At 67.5% G+C, this 18,317-nt stretch carries 18 protein-coding genes; 14 read left to right on the top strand and 4 right to left on the bottom strand.

What is annotated here, in order from left to right; genetic code table 11:
• Positions 1-1,305, bottom strand: coding sequence for a TIGR03808 family TAT-translocated repetitive protein (locus WOC76_RS02540; protein WP_341104081.1), 1,305 nt, complete (start codon positions 1,303-1,305; stop codon positions 1-3).
• 160 nt (positions 1,306-1,465) lie between these two features.
• On the opposite strand from WOC76_RS02540, the gene hisS reads away from it, so the two are divergent.
• Positions 1,466-2,968, top strand: coding sequence for a histidine--tRNA ligase (gene hisS / locus WOC76_RS02535; RefSeq protein WP_341104082.1), 1,503 nt, complete (start codon positions 1,466-1,468; stop codon positions 2,966-2,968).
• Between the two features lie 178 nt (positions 2,969-3,146).
• Positions 3,147-3,968 carry a universal stress protein gene (locus WOC76_RS02530; protein WP_341104083.1) on the top strand — a complete coding sequence of 274 codons (822 nt, stop codon included), beginning with the start codon at positions 3,147-3,149 and terminating at the stop codon, positions 3,966-3,968.
• Between the two features lie 61 nt (positions 3,969-4,029).
• Here the strand turns inward: WOC76_RS02530 and WOC76_RS02525 are convergent, their stop codons facing one another.
• Together WOC76_RS02525 and WOC76_RS02520 are read right to left on the bottom strand one after the other, a co-directional pair.
• On the bottom strand, positions 4,030-4,530 hold the full coding sequence (locus WOC76_RS02525) for an META domain-containing protein (protein ID WP_341431256.1): 501 nt from the start codon (positions 4,528-4,530) through the stop codon (positions 4,030-4,032).
• 125 nt (positions 4,531-4,655) lie between these two features.
• Positions 4,656-5,651 carry a 2-hydroxyacid dehydrogenase gene (locus WOC76_RS02520; protein WP_341389546.1) on the bottom strand — a complete coding sequence of 332 codons (996 nt, stop codon included), beginning with the start codon at positions 5,649-5,651 and terminating at the stop codon, positions 4,656-4,658.
• 216 nt (positions 5,652-5,867) lie between these two features.
• Here WOC76_RS02520 and WOC76_RS02515 point away from each other — a divergent pair, with 216 nt between their 5' ends.
• Positions 5,868-6,395 (top strand): SH3 domain-containing protein, encoded by a 528-nt coding sequence (locus WOC76_RS02515; protein ID WP_445730597.1) that lies wholly within the window; start codon positions 5,868-5,870, stop codon positions 6,393-6,395.
• A 6-nt stretch (positions 6,396-6,401) separates the two neighbouring features.
• On the opposite strand, the gene irrA is transcribed toward WOC76_RS02515, so the two are convergent.
• Complete coding sequence (irrA, locus tag WOC76_RS02510; RefSeq protein WP_445730664.1) at positions 6,402-6,854, bottom strand: iron response transcriptional regulator IrrA; 453 nt, start codon at positions 6,852-6,854, stop codon at positions 6,402-6,404.
• Between the two features lie 285 nt (positions 6,855-7,139).
• On the opposite strand from irrA, the gene fabA reads away from it, so the two are divergent.
• The 11 genes from fabA (at position 7,140) to pstC (ending at position 18,307) form a co-directional block, all read left to right on the top strand.
• Entirely contained in the window at positions 7,140-7,652 is a 513-nt protein-coding gene (gene fabA / locus WOC76_RS02505) for a 3-hydroxyacyl-[acyl-carrier-protein] dehydratase FabA (protein WP_341104086.1), read from the top strand.
• Between the two features lie 178 nt (positions 7,653-7,830).
• Complete coding sequence (gene fabB, locus WOC76_RS02500) at positions 7,831-9,054, top strand: beta-ketoacyl-ACP synthase I (RefSeq protein ID WP_341104087.1); 1,224 nt, start codon at positions 7,831-7,833, stop codon at positions 9,052-9,054.
• A 124-nt stretch (positions 9,055-9,178) separates the two neighbouring features.
• Positions 9,179-9,988: an enoyl-ACP reductase FabI gene (gene fabI / locus WOC76_RS02495; protein ID WP_341104088.1), complete on the top strand. Its 810-nt coding sequence runs from the start codon at positions 9,179-9,181 to the stop codon at positions 9,986-9,988.
• Positions 9,989-10,008: 20 nt separating this feature from the next.
• Entirely contained in the window at positions 10,009-10,344 is a 336-nt protein-coding gene (locus tag WOC76_RS02490) for a cytochrome c (RefSeq protein ID WP_341104089.1), read from the top strand.
• Positions 10,345-10,395: 51 nt separating this feature from the next.
• Positions 10,396-11,178: a hypothetical protein gene (locus WOC76_RS02485; RefSeq protein WP_341104090.1), complete on the top strand. Its 783-nt coding sequence runs from the start codon at positions 10,396-10,398 to the stop codon at positions 11,176-11,178.
• A 205-nt stretch (positions 11,179-11,383) separates the two neighbouring features.
• A complete protein-coding gene (locus WOC76_RS02480; protein ID WP_341389542.1) occupies positions 11,384-12,244 on the top strand; it encodes a hypothetical protein in 861 nt (286 codons plus the stop codon).
• Complete coding sequence (locus tag WOC76_RS02475; protein WP_341104096.1) at positions 12,171-13,697, top strand: Y-family DNA polymerase; 1,527 nt, start codon at positions 12,171-12,173, stop codon at positions 13,695-13,697. Before WOC76_RS02480 ends, WOC76_RS02475 begins: the two co-directional genes overlap by 74 nt.
• 126 nt (positions 13,698-13,823) lie before the next feature.
• Positions 13,824-14,888 carry a lysylphosphatidylglycerol synthase domain-containing protein gene (locus WOC76_RS02470; RefSeq protein WP_341104097.1) on the top strand — a complete coding sequence of 355 codons (1,065 nt, stop codon included), beginning with the start codon at positions 13,824-13,826 and terminating at the stop codon, positions 14,886-14,888.
• A gap of 24 nt (positions 14,889-14,912) precedes the next feature.
• Positions 14,913-15,989 (top strand): ATP-binding protein, encoded by a 1,077-nt coding sequence (locus tag WOC76_RS02465; RefSeq protein ID WP_341431255.1) that lies wholly within the window; start codon positions 14,913-14,915, stop codon positions 15,987-15,989.
• 137 nt (positions 15,990-16,126) lie between these two features.
• Positions 16,127-17,170: a phosphate ABC transporter substrate-binding protein PstS gene (gene pstS / locus WOC76_RS02460; protein ID WP_341389540.1), complete on the top strand. Its 1,044-nt coding sequence runs from the start codon at positions 16,127-16,129 to the stop codon at positions 17,168-17,170.
• Positions 17,171-17,323: 153 nt separating this feature from the next.
• Entirely contained in the window at positions 17,324-18,307 is a 984-nt protein-coding gene (gene pstC, locus WOC76_RS02455) for a phosphate ABC transporter permease subunit PstC (protein WP_341104101.1), read from the top strand.
• Positions 18,308-18,317: the final 10 nt, after the last annotated feature.

Here is an 18,317-nt window from a genome sequence, read left to right as displayed (position 1 = left end):
TCACTCCACCTCGTTGCCGTCGATCCTCACCCGCGGATAGCGTTTCGCGCCGGGCCTGGCGAGATCGCCGGGCAGGAAATCCATGCCCGCCGCGGCGATCGCCGCCGCCTTGCGGGCATGGATGCGGTTGCGCAAGATGGCCGCCTCGCCGGCGCCCTCGCCAGTGGTGAAGACCACGCCGTAATCGACGCCCGAGATCTCATTGTCCTCCGCGCGCAGATTCTCGCGCCAGCCGCCAAGCGCGACGCCGATCCAGCCGGGCCCCACGATCCGGTTGCCCGCGACGACGGCGTTTTTCTCCACGAGGACGCCGGTCAGCCAGAGCATCTGCGGGCCGAAGGCCGGGTCCGGCCTGGTCGGGCGCATGCCCAGAATGACGTTTCCCGAAACCAGCGCGCCGTCGGTTCCGTGGTCGGCGTTGGCGACGGCGATGCCCGCGCCGGCGTTTTCGATCCGGTTGTCCCGGAAGGTCGCATTCTTCGCGCCATATTCGGCGTACATCGCCTTTTCGCCGAAATCCCGGCAGTCATTGCCGATCACCTCCACGAAGCGGCCCGCGTTGTTACGGACGGCGCTATAGGCGCAGCGGCTGATCCGGTTGCGCTCGATGCGCGCCGAGCCCACGCCCCAGACCAGAACGCCATTGCCATAGGGGCCATCGCCGCCCGAGCGGTTGTGAATGTCCTCGATCACATTGTCGCGCACCCGCGCGCCGTCGGTGCGGCCCGCGACCGTCGCATGCAAGACGACCCCATTGTCGCCGCAGGGGCCGATCCGGTTGCCGTCGATCACCATGCCGAGCCCGTCCGACGCGTAGAAACCGGCGCCCTTCGCGCGCAGGATGTGGTTCTGCGCGAAAACCCCGCCGCAGCGCGCCAGGCTGACGCCGCGCGCGGCGCTGTCCCGGATGACGCAGCCCCGGATGGCGAGTTCGACCACATCCGCAAAATCGAAAAGCCCGGTCTCGCGCGCGAGGGAGCCGCCCGCCCCGTCGAGAACGAGGCCCTCGAGCGTGATGCGCCGCGCCATCCGGCCCGAGAGCAGCGGACCGAGGCCCGACAGCGCGAGAATGGTGCGGCCGGGGACGCCCGTGAGAATCGCCCCGTCCGGCAGATCGAGCCCCATGAGGTCGATCCTCCCCGCCGGCAAGGCGACCGCCGCCCCCTTGCGCGCCGCCTCCCGCAGGCGCAGGGCGAGATCGGCGGTCCGCGCTTGCGCGACGGGGTCGGGACGGCCGAGCGCGGCGCCCGCCGCGCCGCAGAAGAGCAGGGTCCGGCGGGAGAGGGACGGAGCGCGGCGCAGCATGGCTGGAGCATGGCCATTGCCGCGCGCTGCGTCGAGGCCGGCCTCCCTTGAAGGTTAATCTCCGATCCGCCCCCCGGCGACGCTTCCTTCGGCATGGGAAAATGCTAGGAAGACGGCCGAATCCCGCCTCCTGCGAGAGAGGCGCAGCGGAATGAGTTCGATGTCCAAAGACGAAATGAAAACCAAGGTCGAAGCGCGCGCGCCGCGCGGGCTCGCGGACCGCGAGGCCGGCGAGCTCGCCGCCACGGGCCGGATGCTCGACGTAATCCGCTCGGTTTACGAGCTTTACGGCTTCGAGGCGCTGGAGACGCCGGCCATCGAATATACGGACGCGCTCGGCAAGTTCCTTCCCGATCAGGACCGGCCGAACGAGGGGGTCTTTTCCTTCCAGGACGACGACGAGCAATGGCTGTCGCTGCGCTATGACCTGACCGCGCCGCTCGCCCGGTTCGTCGCGCAGAATTACGACCGCATCCCGAAACCCTACCGCTCCTATCGCTGCGGCCATGTCTATCGCAACGAGAAGCCGGGGCCGGGCCGTTTTCGCCAGTTCATGCAGTTCGACGCCGATACGGTGGGGTCGGCCTCTCCTGCCGCCGACGCCGAAATCTGCATGATGGCGGCCGACGCGCTGGAGCGGCTCGGCATTGCGCGCGGCGACTATGTCATCAAGATCAACAGCCGCAAGGTGCTCGACGGCGTGATGCAGGCCGTCGGCCTCGCGGGCGAGGAAAACGCCGGGCGGCGTCTCGTCGTGCTGCGCGCCATCGACAAGCTCGACCGGCTCGGCCCCGACGGCGTGCGCCAACTCCTCGGCGAGGGCCGCAAGGACGAAAGCGGCGACTTCACGAAAGGCGCCGGGCTTTCGCTGCCGGCGATCGACACGATCATGTCCTTCAGCCTCGGCGGCCAATACAAGGACGGCGCGCCGGCCTTCGATCTCTTCGGCCTGCTCGGCAAGAGCGAGATCGGCGCGCAGGGGGCGGAGGAGCTTCTCGAAATCGAGGATCTCGCGCGCGACGCGGGCTTCGGGCCGGACCGCATCCGCATCGATCCTTCCGTGGTGCGCGGGCTCGAATATTACACCGGCCCGGTGTTCGAGGCCGACCTCACCTTCGAGACGCGCGACGAGAAGGGGCGCCCCGTGCGCTTTGGTTCGGTCGGCGGCGGCGGGCGCTATGACGGGCTCGTCGGACGCTTCCGCTCGGAGAATACGCCCGCGACAGGCTTCTCCATCGGGGTCTCGCGCCTCTTCGCCGCCCTGAAGCTCGTCGGCAGCCCGATCGTCACGGCGCGGCCGCATGTCGGACCCGTGGTCGTGCTCGTGCTCGACCGCGACCGTCTCGCCGATTACCAGCGCATGGTTGCGCAATTGCGCGGCGCGGGCGTCGCCGCCGAGCTTTATCTCGGCGGAGCCGGCATGAAGGCGCAGATGAAATACGCCGACCGCCGCAACGCCCCGCTCGTCGTGATCCAGGGCTCGGACGAGAAGGCGAACGGCGAGGTCCAGATCAAGGATCTCGTGGCCGGCGCGAGGGCCGCCGCCGCCATTTCGACCAATGAGGAATGGAAGGCGGCGCGGCCCGCGCAGATTTCCATTCCTGAAAGCGCGCTCGTCGAAGAGGTGGCGAAGGCGCTGGCGGCGCAGGGGGAAGAGGCTTAAAGCCTTCGCGGCTCCAGCTTCTTCTTGCGTCGCGCTTTCTACCGCCAAACCGGCTCCCACTTCGGCGGAAAGCGCTCTAAATGACGCCTGCCGGGGCGGCTGCGACAAAGCTGCGCGCTAGGCGCGGCGCGCCCTTCGCGATAGGTTCAGGAAAAGGACCTGTGAAAGGAAACGCGACATGCTCGGCGAGCCGCCCAAATCCATCGTCCACCCGACCGACCTTTCCTTTGCGAGTCAGGACGCCTTCGCCCATGCGCTGCGCATCGTCGTCGCGACGCAGGGCGTTTTGCACATGCTGCATATCGAGGACGCCGAGGAAGACGATCCCGACAACTGGAATCGCTTTCCCCATGTGCGCGAAACGCTGGCGCGCTGGCGGATGATCGAGCCCGGCGCCTCGCGCCGGGAGGCCGCCGAAAAGCTCGGCGTCAAATTCATCAAGGCGGCGGTCGAATCCGAATCGCCCGTGCATGGCGTCGCGGCCTATGTGCACCGCCATCTGTGCGACCTCATGGTGCTGATGACGCACAATCGCACCGGGCTCGAACGCTGGCTCGAGGAGTCGGTCGCCGAGGAGGCCGCGCGCGAGACCCGCATTCCGGCGCTGTTCCTGCGGGACGATCACAAGGGCTTCGTCGATCGGGAGACGGGCGCGATTTCGCTCAATACGGTGCTGATGCCGGTCGAGGCGAGCGTGCCGCCGCTCGACGCCTTCCGCCATATTGCGGATTTCGCCCATGCGCTGAATCCGGCCGCCGATGTGATGCTGCTGCATGTCGGCGAGGACCTGCCGATCTTCGACGGGCTGCTGCCGCACATCGAACTGCGGCAGGGGCCGGTGATCGAGACGATCCTCTCCTATGCCGGGGAAATCGGCGCCGACATGATCGCCATGCCGACGCAGGGCCGCCGCGGCCTGCTCGACGCGCTGCGCGGCTCGACGACCGAGCGCATCCTGCGCGACGCGCCCTGCCCGGTCTATGCCGTGCCGGCGACGTAAGGGACAGCCCCCCGCAGCACGGCTCCGCGAGGCGGGGCCGTCACGAGGGGGAACGGCGCTCTCACAGCGAGCGCTGGAATTTCAGCACGCCGCCCTTGAAGCCCTTGAGGATGAGATCGTCGCCCTTGACGTCCCAATAGGGGCCGGAGAGCAGAACGCCCCAAAGGTCGCGCTCGATCCCGGCGAGCGAGCCGTCGCACTGGCGCTCGTTGACCGCTGGCATGGCCCTGGGACCGAGGCGGTCGGGGCCGATGATGAAGACGCCCGACCAGGTCTTGCAGCCGGAAAAGCCATTGGCGCGGCCGGTCGAGTCGATGTTGATCCAGATCTCGACGGGCGGCGTCTTGCCGTTGATTTCCTTGAGGACGAAGTTGCGGTTGTGCGGAAAGGGCACATAGCGGGGAATGCCCCCCGTCTCCTTGCTCCCCTCCTCCTGTTGCGGCTGCTCCTGCGTCTGGCTCTGGTCGGCGGCGGGCTTGGCGGCCTTCTTCGCCTGCGCCGGCGCGATCGTCGCGGCGCCGAGCGCGAGGGCGAGAGCGAGGATCGAAAACGGCTTGTTCATTCTTCAGGTCTCCCCCTGCGCGCCTTTTTTCCCGCAATTCCCCGGCGGCGAGCGCGCGTGATCGATTAGTGCATAGAACCGCTTTTTGGCGTCAATTGGCCGCAAAAGCGGGCGGCGCGGCCGCGTCACAACATGCTGGGCAGCACGCGGTCGGGCGGGCGGTGCCCGTCCATGAAGGTCTTGATGTTGATGATCACCTTTTCGCCCATGTCGACGCGGCCCTCGATCGTGGCCGAGCCCATATGCGGCAGGAGCGTGACCTTGCCCGACTGTGCGAGCTTCAGGAGCTTGGGCGAGACCGCCGGCTCGTGCTCGAAGACGTCGAGACCCGCCCCCGCCATCTCATTGGCCTCGAGCATGCGCACGAGCGCGTTTTCATCGACGATCTCGCCGCGCGCGGTGTTCACGAGAATGGCGTGCGAGCGCAGATGCTTGAGGCGGCGCGCCGACAGGAGGTGATAGGTCGCGGGCGTGTGCGGGCAGTGGATCGACACGATGTCGACGCGCGCCAGCATCTGGTCGAGCGACTCCCAATAGGTCGCCTCGAGCTGCTCCTCGATCTCGGCCGCCGCGCGGCGGCGGTTGTGGTAGTGGATCGACAGGCCGAAGGCCTTGGCGCGGCGCGCCAGCGCCTGGCCGATGCGGCCCATGCCGACGATGCCGAGGCGCTTGCCGGTGATGCGATGGCCGAGCATCCAGGTCGGCGACCAGCCGGACCAGGAGCCCTCTGGAATGGCGCGCGCGCCCTCGACGAGGCGGCGCGCCACCGAGAGAATGAGCGCCATCGTCATGTCGGCGGTGTCTTCGGTCAGAACGCCCGGCGTATTGGTCACGGTGATGGAGCGGCCGAGCGCCGACGCCACGTCGATATTGTCGACGCCATTGCCGAAATTGGCGATCAGCTTCATCTGCTCGCCGGCCTGGGCGATCAGGCTCGAATCGATTCGGTCGGTGATGGTCGGCACCAGCACTTCCGCTGTGCGCATCGCCTCGGCGAGTTCGTCGTGGGTGAGCGGCCGGTCGCTCTCGTTGAGCCGCGTGTCGAACAATTCGCACATGCGGGTCTCGATCACTTCGGGCAGTCGGCGCGTCACCACGACGAGCGGCTTTTTCTTAGGCATGTTGCGCCTCGTCCCTTCGGCTCGCACTTTTTTGGCGAAAATCCATAAACTTCGCTACAAGCTGACCATCGCCCCGGGCCGGCGTCGGTCGGGAAAGCTTTCCCTCAACCCGGTCTTAACGACGATGGGCGACAAAACCAATACGCCGCCCGGCGCTGCGTTTTTCGTTTCCTAGCAGATGGCGGGCCAAAGACAAGACGAGCGGCACCTTCCACCATGCGGCAATCCGACAGCAAGATTTCGACCGGCCCCGGCGCGGCTCTGGGGCTCTTTTTGCTCATTTTCATGGCGTCGGCTCAGGCGCAGGAGCCGCAGAAGGGGCCGGTGAGCAATCTGCCCATTCCGCGCTACGTCAGCCTCAAATCCGACCGCGTGAATGTGCGCGAAGGGCCGAGCAAGGAGCATCCCACCGTCTGGATCTATCAGCGGGCCGGCCTGCCGGTGGAAATCACCGCGGAATTCGAGACCTGGCGCAAGATCCGCGATTCGGAAGGCTCGGAGGGCTGGGTGCTGCACTCGCTGCTGTCGGGCCGGCGCACCGCGCTGGTCGCGCCCTGGAAAAAGGAGCCGCAGACGCTCTTCGCCGCCGACCATGCAACGCCCGTCGCGAAGCTCGCTCCAAATGTCGTCGGCTCGCTGCGCGGCTGCGACGGCAAATGGTGCCGGCTCGCGAGCAAGGAGTTCGACGGCTACATGCAGCAGGAAAATCTCTGGGGCGTCTATCCGGGCGAGAAGGTGGAGTAGGGGCTCTCACCCCTCCTCCCGCCGCAGTCTCACCACCACGTCAACCCTGTCGATGCGCAGGCCCTTTGGCGGCGTCGGCAGATTGGCGACAGTGACAGTCGAGCCGGGGATGTCACGGAGCTCGCCGTCTTCCTCGATGAGGAAATGGTGATGGTCCCTGACATTGGTGTCGAAATAGACGCGCGCCCCGTCGACCGCGATCTCGCGCAACAGGCCCGCGTCGGTGAACTGGTGCAGCGTATTGTAGACGGTGGCGAGAGAGACCGAGAGATTGGCGGCCACGGCCTCGTCGAAGAGGCGCTCGGCCGTCACATGCCGGTCGCAGCCGCGAAAGAGAAGTTCCCCCAGGGCGAGGCGCTGGCGGGTTGGGCGCAGGCCGGCCGCGACGAGCGTCTCGTGGACGGATTTCTGGCGCTCCGGCACATCTTGCGGGAGCGGTCGATTGGCGAAGGCGTCCATGGTCGGGCGGCTCATATGCCTTATGATTTATTTGACCTATACCAAAAAGCCGCGCACATCTCAACTTGCTGCGGCTTTCGGCGCCAAGGCCTCGGCTCGGGGAAGCGGGCGCTTCCGGCGCGCCGCGGGCTATGTTACGGATCGTCGGCCCGTCGCGCCGCCTGCCGATCAGTTGGACAGCCGGACGCGAACGACAAGCGGGCGTCGCGCCCTCCAGTCAAAAGAGAGCGGCGCGGGGGGATGGAAGAGGGCTTCGTAGAAAGCTCCAGCGGAGGCGGTGAGACCATGAGCGAACGGCGCTCGTCATTCGGCTATGAGGATTTGTTGGCCTGCGGGCGCGAAGAGCTGTTCGGCCCCGGCAATGCGCAACTGCCGCTGCCGCCGATGCTGATGTTCGACCGCATCACGGAAATCTTCGAGGAGGGCGGCGAGCACGGCAAGGGCTATATGCGCGCCGAATTCGACATCAAGCCGAGCCTCTGGTTCTTCGATTGCCATTTCAAGGGCAATCCGGTCATGCCCGGCTGCCTCGGCCTCGACGCGGTGTGGCAGATGCTCGGCTTCTACCTCGCCTGGCTCGGCAATCCCGGCCGCGGCATGGCGCTCGGAGTCGGCGAGGTGAAATTCTCCGGCCAGGTGCGTCCGACGGCGAAGCTCGTCACCTATGGCGTCGATCTCAAGCGGGTTCGCACCGGCAAGCTCGTGCTCGGTCTCGCGGACGGCTGGGTCGCCGTGGACGGCGAGCGCATCTATGAGGCCAAGGATCTCAAGGTCGGCCTCGCCAACGCGGCCGCCTGAGAAGCGGCTTCGTCCTGCGAGACGCCGCCCTCTGGCGGCTCCCGAGGATGAGGCTGCAACAATTTCGACGGCGCTCGCGTCCTCGAAACGGGGACACAGCCGAGCCGCCGTCTCGACGGGCTCGGGAAACGCCCGACGCAGAAAGAGCGGCGCGCGGCCGCCGACAGGGGAGAGAAGGATGAGACGGGTCGTCGTCACCGGCATGGGCATCGTATCGTCGATCGGCAATACGACGCAGGAAGTGGTCGCCTCCCTGCGCGAGGCGAAGTCGGGCATCGTGCGCGCCGAGAAATACGCCGAACTCGGCTTCCGCTCGCAGGTGCACGGCATGCCGACCCTCGATCCCTCGACGGTCGTGGACCGCCGCGCCATGCGCTTCCACGCCACCGGCACGGCCTGGAACCATGTCGCCATGGACCAGGCGATCCGCGACGCGGGCCTCTCCGAGGCCGACATCTCCAATGAGCGCACCGGCATCATCATGGGCTCGGGCGGCCCCTCGACCAAGACGATCGTCGAGGCCGCGGACACCACCCGCACCAAGGGCCCCAAGCGCGTCGGCCCCTTCGCCGTGCCGAAATGCATGTCCTCGACCGCGTCGGCGACGCTGGCCGTGTGGTTCAAGATCAAGGGCGTGAACTATTCCATCTCCTCGGCCTGCGCGACCTCGAACCACTGCATCGGCAACGCCTATGAGATGATCCAATACGGCAAGCAGGACATGATCTTCGCGGGGGGCTGCGAGGAACTGGAATGGGAGCTTTCCGTGCTCTTCGACGCCATGGGCGCCATGTCCTCGGCCTATAACGACCGTCCGGCGACGGCCTCCCGCGCCTATGACAAGAACCGCGACGGCTTCGTGATCGCGGGCGGCGCGGGCGTGCTGGTGCTCGAGGAATATGAACACGCCAAGGCCCGCGGCGCGAAGATCTACGCCGAGATCGCCGGCTATGGCGCAACATCCGACGGCTTCGACATGGTCGCGCCCTCGGGCGAGGGCGCCGTGCGCTGCATGCGCCAGGCGCTCTCGACCGTCAAATGCCCGATCGACTACATCAACCCGCATGCGACGGCGACGCCGGTGGGCGACGCCAAGGAGATCGAGGCGCTGCGCGAGGTCTTCGGCCGCGGGGACAAATGCCCGCCAATCGCGGCGACCAAGTCCCTGACCGGCCATTCGCTCGGCGCGACTGGCGTGCAGGAGGCGATCTATTCGCTTCTGATGATGCAGAACGGCTTCATCTGCGAGAGCGCCAATATCGAGGAGCTCGATCCCGAGTTCGCCGACATGCCGATTCTGCGCCAGCGCCGCGACAATGTGAAACTCGGCGCCGTTCTCTCGAACTCCTTCGGCTTCGGCGGCACCAACGCCACGCTGGTCTTCAAGCATCCCGACGCCTGACGAAAAGCATGGCGCCGCGCCCTCACGAGGGCGCGCGCCTTTTCGTGTTGCGAAAATACCGACGCATTTGATGGGGGCGTCCTACGGAAGGATCGGGGCGCCCGCCCGATAGAGAAAGCTTGTGATGACGGTTGCGACTGGTTTGATGCAGGGAAAGCGCGGGCTCGTGATGGGCGTCGCCAATGATCACTCGATCGCCTATGGAATCGCCCGCGTGCTGGCGCGCCATGGCGCGACGCTCGCCTTCACCTATCAGGGCGAGGCGCTCGGCAAGCGCGTGAAGCCGCTCGCCGCCGAACTGGGCTCCGAGCTCGTCCTGCCTTGCGACGTCGAGGACTTATCGACGGTCGATGCGGTTTTTTCGAGGCTCGAACAGGAATGGGGCGAGATGGACTTCCTCGTCCATTCCATCGCCTATTCCGACAAGAGCGAATTGAAGGGCCTCTACGCCGACACCTCGCGCGAGAATTTCGTCCGCACCATGGTCATTTCCTGCTTCTCCTTCACGGAGGCGGCGAAGCGCGCCGCGGCGATGATGAAGAACGGCGGCTCCATGGTGACGGTGAGCTTCGGCGGCGGCACCCATGTCATGCCGAATTACAATGTGATGGGCGTCGCCAAGGCCGCGCTCGATTCCTCGGTGCGTTATCTCGCGGCCGATTACGGCTGGCGCGGCATTCGGGTCAACGCCATCTCGCCGGGGCCGGTCCGCACCATGGCGGGCGCGGGCATCACCGGCGCGCGCGCCATGGGCGCCTTCCAGAAGCAGCATTGCCCGCTGCGGCGAATGATCACGCTCGATGAAATCGGCGGCTCGGCGCTTTATTTCCTGTCCGAACTCTCCGGCGGCGTCACGGGCGAGATTCACATGGTCGACGCCGGCTACAACGTCATGCTGCAGCCGCGCCCGGAGGATTTGAACGGGGCGGACTGATTTTTGAGAGGTGCGATCGGATGAGACTGGCTTTTCTGTCGATACTGGCGCTTCTCCCCTGCGCGCTGACGCCCGGCCTTTCCTCGGCCATGGCCCAGAGCGCCGACCCAGCCGCCGGCGCGCGCCTCTCCGAAGCAGACTGCGCCGCCTGCCACGCCGTCGGCGCCGATCCTCACGCCAAGAGCCCCGATCCGAGGGCGCCGCGTTTTCTCGACGTCGCCAGAATGCCCTCGACGACGGAACTGTCGATCAAGGTCTTCCTGCGCTCATCGCACCGGAACATGCCGAATTTCCTCCTGTCGCCGGAGGAGATCGATTCGGTCGCGTCCTATATCCTCTCGCTGAAGAAGAAGTAGGCGCCAGATTGGACCTCTGCGCGCGCCGCAGTTGGATCAAGGGATCGTGAAATGAAGACTGTCGCAATGGCCGCCGCTGGTCTCTCCCTGCTTGCGACGCCGGTCCCCGCGCGAGAAAATCCTGACGCTTTTTTCGACTCGCGTGTGAAGCCGCATCTTGCGGCCTACACGTCCTGCGCCAGACAGCACCTCGTTCAGAGCGCTCGAAAAGATCCGGCGAATTCCTTCGACCGCATCGAGGAATCCTTGCGCCCGGCTTGCGGCGCAAACATCGATCGGGCTCGGGCCGCGCTTTTTGAAGCTGGCCTGAGCCGAAGCCACGCCAATCGCGTTATCCGGACGGCGTATGACGCCCTTCAGCCCGAGTTGCGCTCGCTCTACGAAAAGACCGCCGCGTCTGAGCGGGAGCGGCGCCTGCCGGCAAGGGGAGAAGCCCTGCGGCAGGAATCGAAAGACGCCAATGTCGCTGAGAGGCAGCAAGTCCTGGAGGTGGAGAAAGAGCGAGAAAAACTGCTCAAGGAGGCGGCGAGCCAGCATGACGAATGCATATCGGCTCAAATGAAGGAGATTGTCCCTTTCTCGAATGAAAACGCCGAGACGCTTGCGCAAGTCATCATCGGCAAGTGCGAACAGGCCGAGAAAAGGTCTATCAGCCTCGGGGTCGCATTTTACGGCGCGTCGCAACCCGACATGTCAAAGGGCGTCAAGGACGCAATCGAAGAGCGCAAGAAGCGTATCGTTTCCGACATCGTCACGTTCCGGGCGCATGCCGCAAAAGAGCTGATGAACCAGAAAGGCGCGCCGGAAGAAAGGAAATCCGGCAACGGCATTTGATTGCCGCTGGAGAGAGCGCCGCCGCTCGCCAGGGTATCGCCAATGTGATCGCCAAGGCGGTCTGGCGCTTTTGGCCCGCAAGTTCCGGAATCGAACTCTTGCCATCAAGTCCCGGCTTGACTCTTTCCGTCATGAGAACAAATATCGAACGTCTCCGGCGACAACGTCCGGGGCCGCTCTCCAATTTGGAAATTTCGAGGGACCGATGTCGCACGGCGGCGTTTCGGAACGCATCGGCTTTTTGCGCCGCCGCATCGCCGCCATCGAGGCGCGCGACGGCGCCGCGTCCGCGCTCCCTGCCGGGCGCCTTGCCGACCTGAGCGCCGACCTGAGCGCGATGGGCGGCGGCGGAGCGTCGCTCGACGCGCTGCTTTCGGCCGGTCATGGAAATTTGAGCGAAGCCCTCCCCGCCCGGGCGCCGGATGCGCCGGCGGCGGCGGCCTTCGCCCTCGCCATGGCGCTTCGGGCGCGCGCCGCGCGCGGAGGGGGCGCGCTGGTCTTCATTCTGGAGGATCTCGGCGCGCGGGAATTCGGCCTGCCCTATGGGCGCGGCCTGGCGCAGGCGGGGCTGGACCTTTCCGGCTTCGCCCTGATCCGGACGCGCCGGCCGCGCGACACCCTCTGGGCGATGGAGGAGGCGCTGATAAGCCCGGCCTGCGCGGCCGTCGTCGCCGAGACCTTCCTGACCCCGAAGCTCTACGACCTTTCCGCCTCGCGTCGGCTGCTGCTGGCCGCGCGGCGCGGCGGCGCCCTCGGCCTTCTGGCGCCGCTCGCGCCGGCGCAGGGGGCGCGTTTTTCCAGCGCCGCCGGCCTGCGCGTGGAAATCGCCGCGGCGCCCCCGCCGGTCCTTCCCGCGCGCCCGCCGCTCTCTCCCGCCGCGCCCTTCTCCTGGCGGCTGCGCCTCATCAAGGCGCGCGCCGGCCCCTGGGGCGCGATCGATCCGGCGCAATGGCGCGACATCGTCTACGACCCTGAAAGAGCAGCGTTCCATCATGCGTTTCCTGAGCGTTTTCCTTCCCCGGCTTTCGACCGACCGGCTGCTGCGCCGGCGCGCCGCCGCGCCTGAGGCCTTCGCCCTCTATGCGCGGGCGAAGGGCGCGGAGCGGCTGACCGCCGTCGACGCCGGGGCGCGGCGGCTCGGACTGCTGCCGGGCATGGCGGTCGCCGACGCCCGCGCCCGCTGCCCCGCGCTGGAACTGGCCGAGGCGGACCCCAAGGCCGACGCCGCGCTTCTCGACGCGCTCGCCGACTGGAGCCGCCGCTTCACCCCGCTCGCCGCGCCGGACGCGCCCGACGGCCTGCTGCTCGACGTGACGGGCGCCGCCCATCTCTTCGGCGGCGAGGCGGCGCTTCTCGACGAGACCGAGGCCCGGCTCGGGGCGCAGGGTTTTTGCGCGCGCGCGGCGATCGCGCCGGGGCCGGCGCTGGCCCGGGCGCTCGCGCGTTTCTCTAGTCTGCGGCGCGTCGACGACGCCGCCCCGCAGGACGAGATCGACCGCCTCGCCGCGGCGCTTCCCGTCGAGGCGCTGGGCCTCGGGACGGAAGCCGTCGCCGGGCTGCGTCGCGCCGGGCTGCGCCGGATCGGCGATCTGCTCGACCGCCCCCGCGCGCCGCTCGCGGCGCGGTTCGGGCAAGCGGCGCTGACGCGGCTCGACGCCCTGACCTGCCGCCTGCGCGATCCCATCCGCCCGCGCTTCGAGGCGCCCGCCTTCATCGCCGAGCGCCGCTTTCCCGATGGGCTGACGCGGCGCGAGGACATCGAGGCGACCTTGAAGCGCCTCGCCGCCGATCTGGCTCCGCTGCTCGAGCGCGCAGGCGTGGGGGCGCGGCGGCTCGAGGCGGTCTTCTACCGGGTCGACGGCGCGGTGAAGCGCCTCGTCGCCGGGACGAGCCGCCCGCTGCGCGATCCGCCCCGCCTCGCCGCCCTTCTCGCCGAGCGCCTCGCGGCGGCGGCGGAGGAAGACGGGCTCGACGCGGGCTATGGCTTCGACGTGCTGCGCCTCTGCGCCACGGAAGTGGAGGAGACGACGCCGCCGCAGACCGCCTTCGTCGCGCGGCGGGAGGAGACGGCGGACGCCGATCTCGGCGACCTCCTCGACCGATTGGGGGCGCGGCTCGGCCTGCGCCGGGTGCTGCGCCTGCACGCGGAGGCCGCGCATCTGCCGGAATTCGCGGTCGCCGCCCTGCCGGCCGCGCAGGGAGCGCCGGCCGCCTTCCCGCCGCAGGAGGCGCCGCGGCCGCTGCGGCTCTTCGAGCGTCCGGAGTCGATCGAGGCGGTCGCGCTGTTCCCCGACGGCCCGCCGCTCAAGTTCCGCTGGCGGCGCGTGCTGCATGAAGTCGTCGCCTTCGAGGGACCGGAGCGCATCGCCCCGCCCTGGTGGACCCTTGCCGACGCTGGCCCGACGCGCGACTATTTCCACGCGCAGGATCGGGAGGGCCATCTGTTCTGGCTGTTTCGGGAAGGGCTCTACGGGCGCGAGACGGAGCGTCCGCGCTGGTTCGTGCACGGCCTGTCGTGAGCGCGGCTTGACTCTGCCGGTTTCCCTTCCAAGCTAGAAGGGACTAATCGTCATGCCGGCGTCATCTTCGATGCGGATGGAGTTTTGGCGCGCCCGCCCGTCCGGCGGCCGTGCGAGTGAGCGTCAATGCAGGAAGAAGAGGATTTAGCGATTTCTTCCCGGTCCCGCCTGCCTGTCGTCGTACGGCGCAAGAGCTTCTTCGAGGCGCTTCAGGAGCGTCTGCCGCATGGCGCGACCCATGTTCTGGGCGCGCTCGCAAGCGTCGCCCTCTTCGCCGTCGCGGCCTATATCCTCGCCAATGTTCTGTCCAACATCCGCCTCGTCGACGTCCTCGACGCCGTGAAGAGCACCAGCGCCGGCCAGATTTTCGCCGCGCTCTTCTTCACCGCCCTCTCCTATGTCGCCCTCACCGGCTACGACGTCGCCGCCCTGCGCCAGATCCGCCACCGGGCCCCCTATCGCGTCACGGCGCTCGCCTCCTTCGCGAGCTACGCCATCGCCTTCAATCTGGGCTTTCCGATCGTCACCGGCGCGGCCGTCCGCTACTGGATCTATTCGCGGGTGCAGATGACGGCGCTGCAGGTCGCCAACATCACGGTCATCACCGGCGTGACCTTCTGGCTCGGCATGACCGCCGTGATCGGCTTCACCCTCGTCAGGGCCGCCGAGCCGCTCTCGGCCCTCGACCATCTGCCCGCCCCCCTGCATGTGGTGGTGGGCGTCCTGGTGCTGGCGGGGGTCGCGGGCTACTGCGCCTGGGTCGCGCTCGAGCCGCGCCGCATCCGCCTGCGCGGCCATGTGCTGGAATTGCCCGGCCCCGGCTCGACGCTGGCGCAGCTCGTCGTCGGCGCCGCCGATCTCTGCGCCGCCGCCGCCGCGCTCTATGTCCTGCTGCCGCAGGGCGTCGATCTGCAATTCGAAGCTTTTCTCGCCGTCTATGTGCTGGCCTGCATCCTCGGCGTCGTCAGCCATGCGCCGGGCGGCATCGGCGTTTTCGAGGCGACGATGCTGCACGCCTTGCCCGGCCCGTCGCAAGGCAGCGTGCTCGCCTCGCTGCTGCTGTTCCGCATCGTCTATTATTTCGTCCCTTTCATCGCGGCGCTGGCCGTGCTCGGCGCCGACGAGGGGCGGCGGCGCTGGGGCTCGCTGCGCGAGGCCGTGGCGCGCATCATCGAAGAACGCGCGCCCTGAAGCCCTGGGAGAACCGACCGCCCCATGCCGCAGCCCAAATGGCCCGCCGAGGACATGCTCGGCCCGGTGATCGACGCTTTGCCCGAGCCCGTCTTCGTCATCGACGCCGAGACGCACGCCCTCGCCTTCAACGCCGCGGCCCAGGCGCTGGCGCCGGCGCTGCGCGTCGGCGAGCCCCTGTCGCGCAGCCTGCGCTCGCCCGACATGCTGGACGCGGCGATGCGCGTCGCCGCGGGGGGCGAGGCCGAGAAAGCCGCCTGGACCGAGCGCCTGCCGGTCGAACGCTGGTTCGAGGCCCATATCGCGCCGGTGCGCTTCGAGGGCTTTCGCACGGCGGCGATGATCAGCCTGCGCGACCTCACGGAAGCGCATCGCGTCGAACGAATGCGCGTCGATTTCGTGGCCAACGCCAGCCATGAGCTGCGCACGCCGCTCGCCTCGCTGCTGGGCTTCGTGGAAACCTTGCAGGGGCCGGCGAAAAACGACGCCGCGGCGCGCGAGCGTTTTCTGGGCATCATGCGCGAACAGGCGCAGCGCATGGCCCGCCTCATCGACGATCTGCTCTCCCTCTCGCGCATCGAGCAGCACATGCATGTGCGCCCGGTGGAGGCGGTCGATTTCACCGTGCTCGTCGCCCATATCGTCGACACGCTCACCCCCATGGCGGAGGAAAACGGCGTTCCGCTCGCCCTCGATCTGGAGCAGAACGTGATCGCGCCCGGCGACCGGGACGAACTGGCGCGGATCGTCGAGAATCTGATCGAGAACGCGCTGAAATACGGGGCCTGCGAGAACGAGCCCCGGCCCGTTGAAATCTCGCTTGCGCGGCAGGGGGGGAGCGTCGTTTTTTCCGTGCGCGACCACGGGCCGGGCATCGCGCCCGAGCATCTGCCGCGCCTCACCGAACGCTTTTACCGGGTCGACGCCGGCAAGAGCCGCGCCAAGGGCGGCACGGGGCTCGGGCTCGCCATCGTCAAACATATCGTGCTGCGCCATCGCGGGCGGCTGTCCGTCGAGTCCACGCCAGGGGCGGGGGCGCTTTTCCGCGTCACCCTGCCGGCGTCCGAGAGCCCGACGGCGAGAACCCAATCAAGACACTGATTTTTATAAGAATCGATTGTCATATTTCTGAGATGCGAGTGTCACAAAACTCTCTTGCCCGGCCGTTAGAACCGCGGCCGTGACGGGCGCAGGTCAAGCGCCTCTCCTCTTTTTTCTCGAGCTGAAAGCGATCTCGAATGATCTCGACGTTTTTCACGCGCGCCGCCGCCGCGGCGACCGCGCTCGCGGCGATGGCGGGCGCGGCCCTTGCGCTGGACATTTCCGGCGCCGGCGCGACCTTCCCCTATCCGATCTACGCCAAATGGGCGGACACGTACAAGAATGAGACCGGCAACGGCCTGAATTATCAGTCGATCGGCTCCGGCGGCGGCATCAAGCAGATCAAGGCCCGCACCGTGACCTTCGGCGCCTCCGACCAGCCGCTCAAGCCCGAGGATCTCCAGGCCGCCAATCTCATCCAGTGGCCGCAGGTCATCGGCGGCATCGTGCCGGTCGTCAATCTGGAAGGCGTCCAGCCGGGCGAGCTCGTGCTCGACGGTCCGACCCTCGCCAAGATCTTCATGGGCGAAATCGCGAGCTGGGACGACGCGTCGATCAAGAAGCTCAATCCGAAGGCGAAGCTCGCCGCGACCCCGATCGTCGTGGTGCATCGCTCGGACGGCTCGGGCACGACCTTCAACTTCACCAACTATCTTTCCAAGGTCTCGCAGGACTGGAAGACCAAGGTCGGCGAGAATTCGGCCGTGGAATGGCCGGTCGGCGTCGGCGCCAAGGGCAATGAGGGCGTCGCCAACAATGTCGCCAACACCAAGGGCGCCGTCGGCTATGTCGAATACGCCTACGCCAAGCAGAACAAGCTGACCCACGCCAAGATGGTCAACGCCGCCGGCAAGGTGGTCGCGCCGGGCCTCGAGAGCTTCCAGTCCGCCGCCGCGAGCGCCGACTGGGCGAAGTCGCCGGGCTTCTACCAGATCATCACCAATGAGCCGGGCGCGAAGTCCTGGCCGATCTCGGCCGCGACCTTCATCCTGCTGCCCAAGGACCCCAAGGACGAGGCGGCCGCCGCAGAGGCCCTGAAGTTCTTCGGCTGGGCCTTCGCCCATGGCGGCAAGGCCGCCGAGGAGCTGGATTACATCCCGATGCCCAAGACCGTCGTCGAGCTCGTCAAGAAGAGCTGGGCCGAGGTGAAGGGCGCCGACGGCAAGCCGCTCGCGCACTGACGAGCCGCGCGCCGGAAGCGTTGCGGCCGGCGCGCAGGCGGTCCAAAACGAAGACCGCCTCGAAAAAAAGACGCCGGTTCGAACCGGAGCCGGCGTCGGGAGCATCTCATGACGACGACCGGGCCGACGGGAAACGAATCTGGAGCGGCAGACATGACGGAGATCGCAATCGAAACCCGCGTGACGCGCGTCGCGGACCGCGCCAGGGCGCTTTCCGCCATCGCCGTCGCCGATCGCCTGTTTCATCTGACGACCCGCACGGCCGCGATCGTCGTGCTGATCATTCTGGGCGGCGTGATCGTCTCCCTCATCCATGGCTCCTTGCCCGCCTTGCGGGCCTTTGGCCTCGGCTTCCTCACCTCCCAGGCCTGGAACCCCGTCACCGATAATTTCGGCGCCCTCCCCGCGATCTACGGCACGGTCGTCACCTCGCTCATCGCCATGCTGATCGCCGTGCCGGTCGGTCTCGGGATCGCGACCTTCCTCACAGAGCTCTGCCCGCATCCGCTGCGACGCCCGATCAGCGTCGCCATCGAGCTTCTCGCCGGCATTCCCTCGATCATCTACGGCATCTGGGGCCTCTTCGTCCTCGCGCCCTTCGTGCAGGCGCATGTGCAGCCGGGGCTGATCTCGCTGTTCAAGGACATTCCCGTCCTCTCCACCCTCTTCGCCGGCCCGCCCTATGGCATCGGCGTGCTGACGGCGGGCGTCATTCTCGCGGTGATGGTGCTGCCCTTCATCGCCTCCATTTCCCGCGACGTCTTCGCGACCGTCCCGCCCGTCCTCAAGGAGGCCGCGACCGGGATCGGCTGCACGACATCGGAAATGATGCGCCATGTGGTGCTGCCCTATACGCGCGTCGGCGTGATCGGCGGCGTGATGCTCGCGCTCGGCCGCGCGCTCGGCGAGACGATGGCGGTCACTTTCGTCATCGGCAACGCCCACAAGGTGTCGCCCTCCCTGCTCGCGCCGGGCACGACGATCTCCGCGACCATCGCCAATGAATTCACCGAGGCGGTGGGCGACGTCTATACCTCCGCCCTGATCGGGCTCGGCCTCATCCTCTTCATCATCACCTTCGTGGTGCTCGCCATCGCGCGTTACATGCTGATGCGCATCGAGCAGAAATCGGCCTGAAAGGAGCGCT

The organism is Methylocystis sp. IM3 (assembly GCF_038070105.1).
Lineage (GTDB): Bacteria > Pseudomonadota > Alphaproteobacteria > Rhizobiales > Beijerinckiaceae > Methylocystis.
This window is presented reverse-complemented; position numbering and strand designations above follow the sequence as displayed.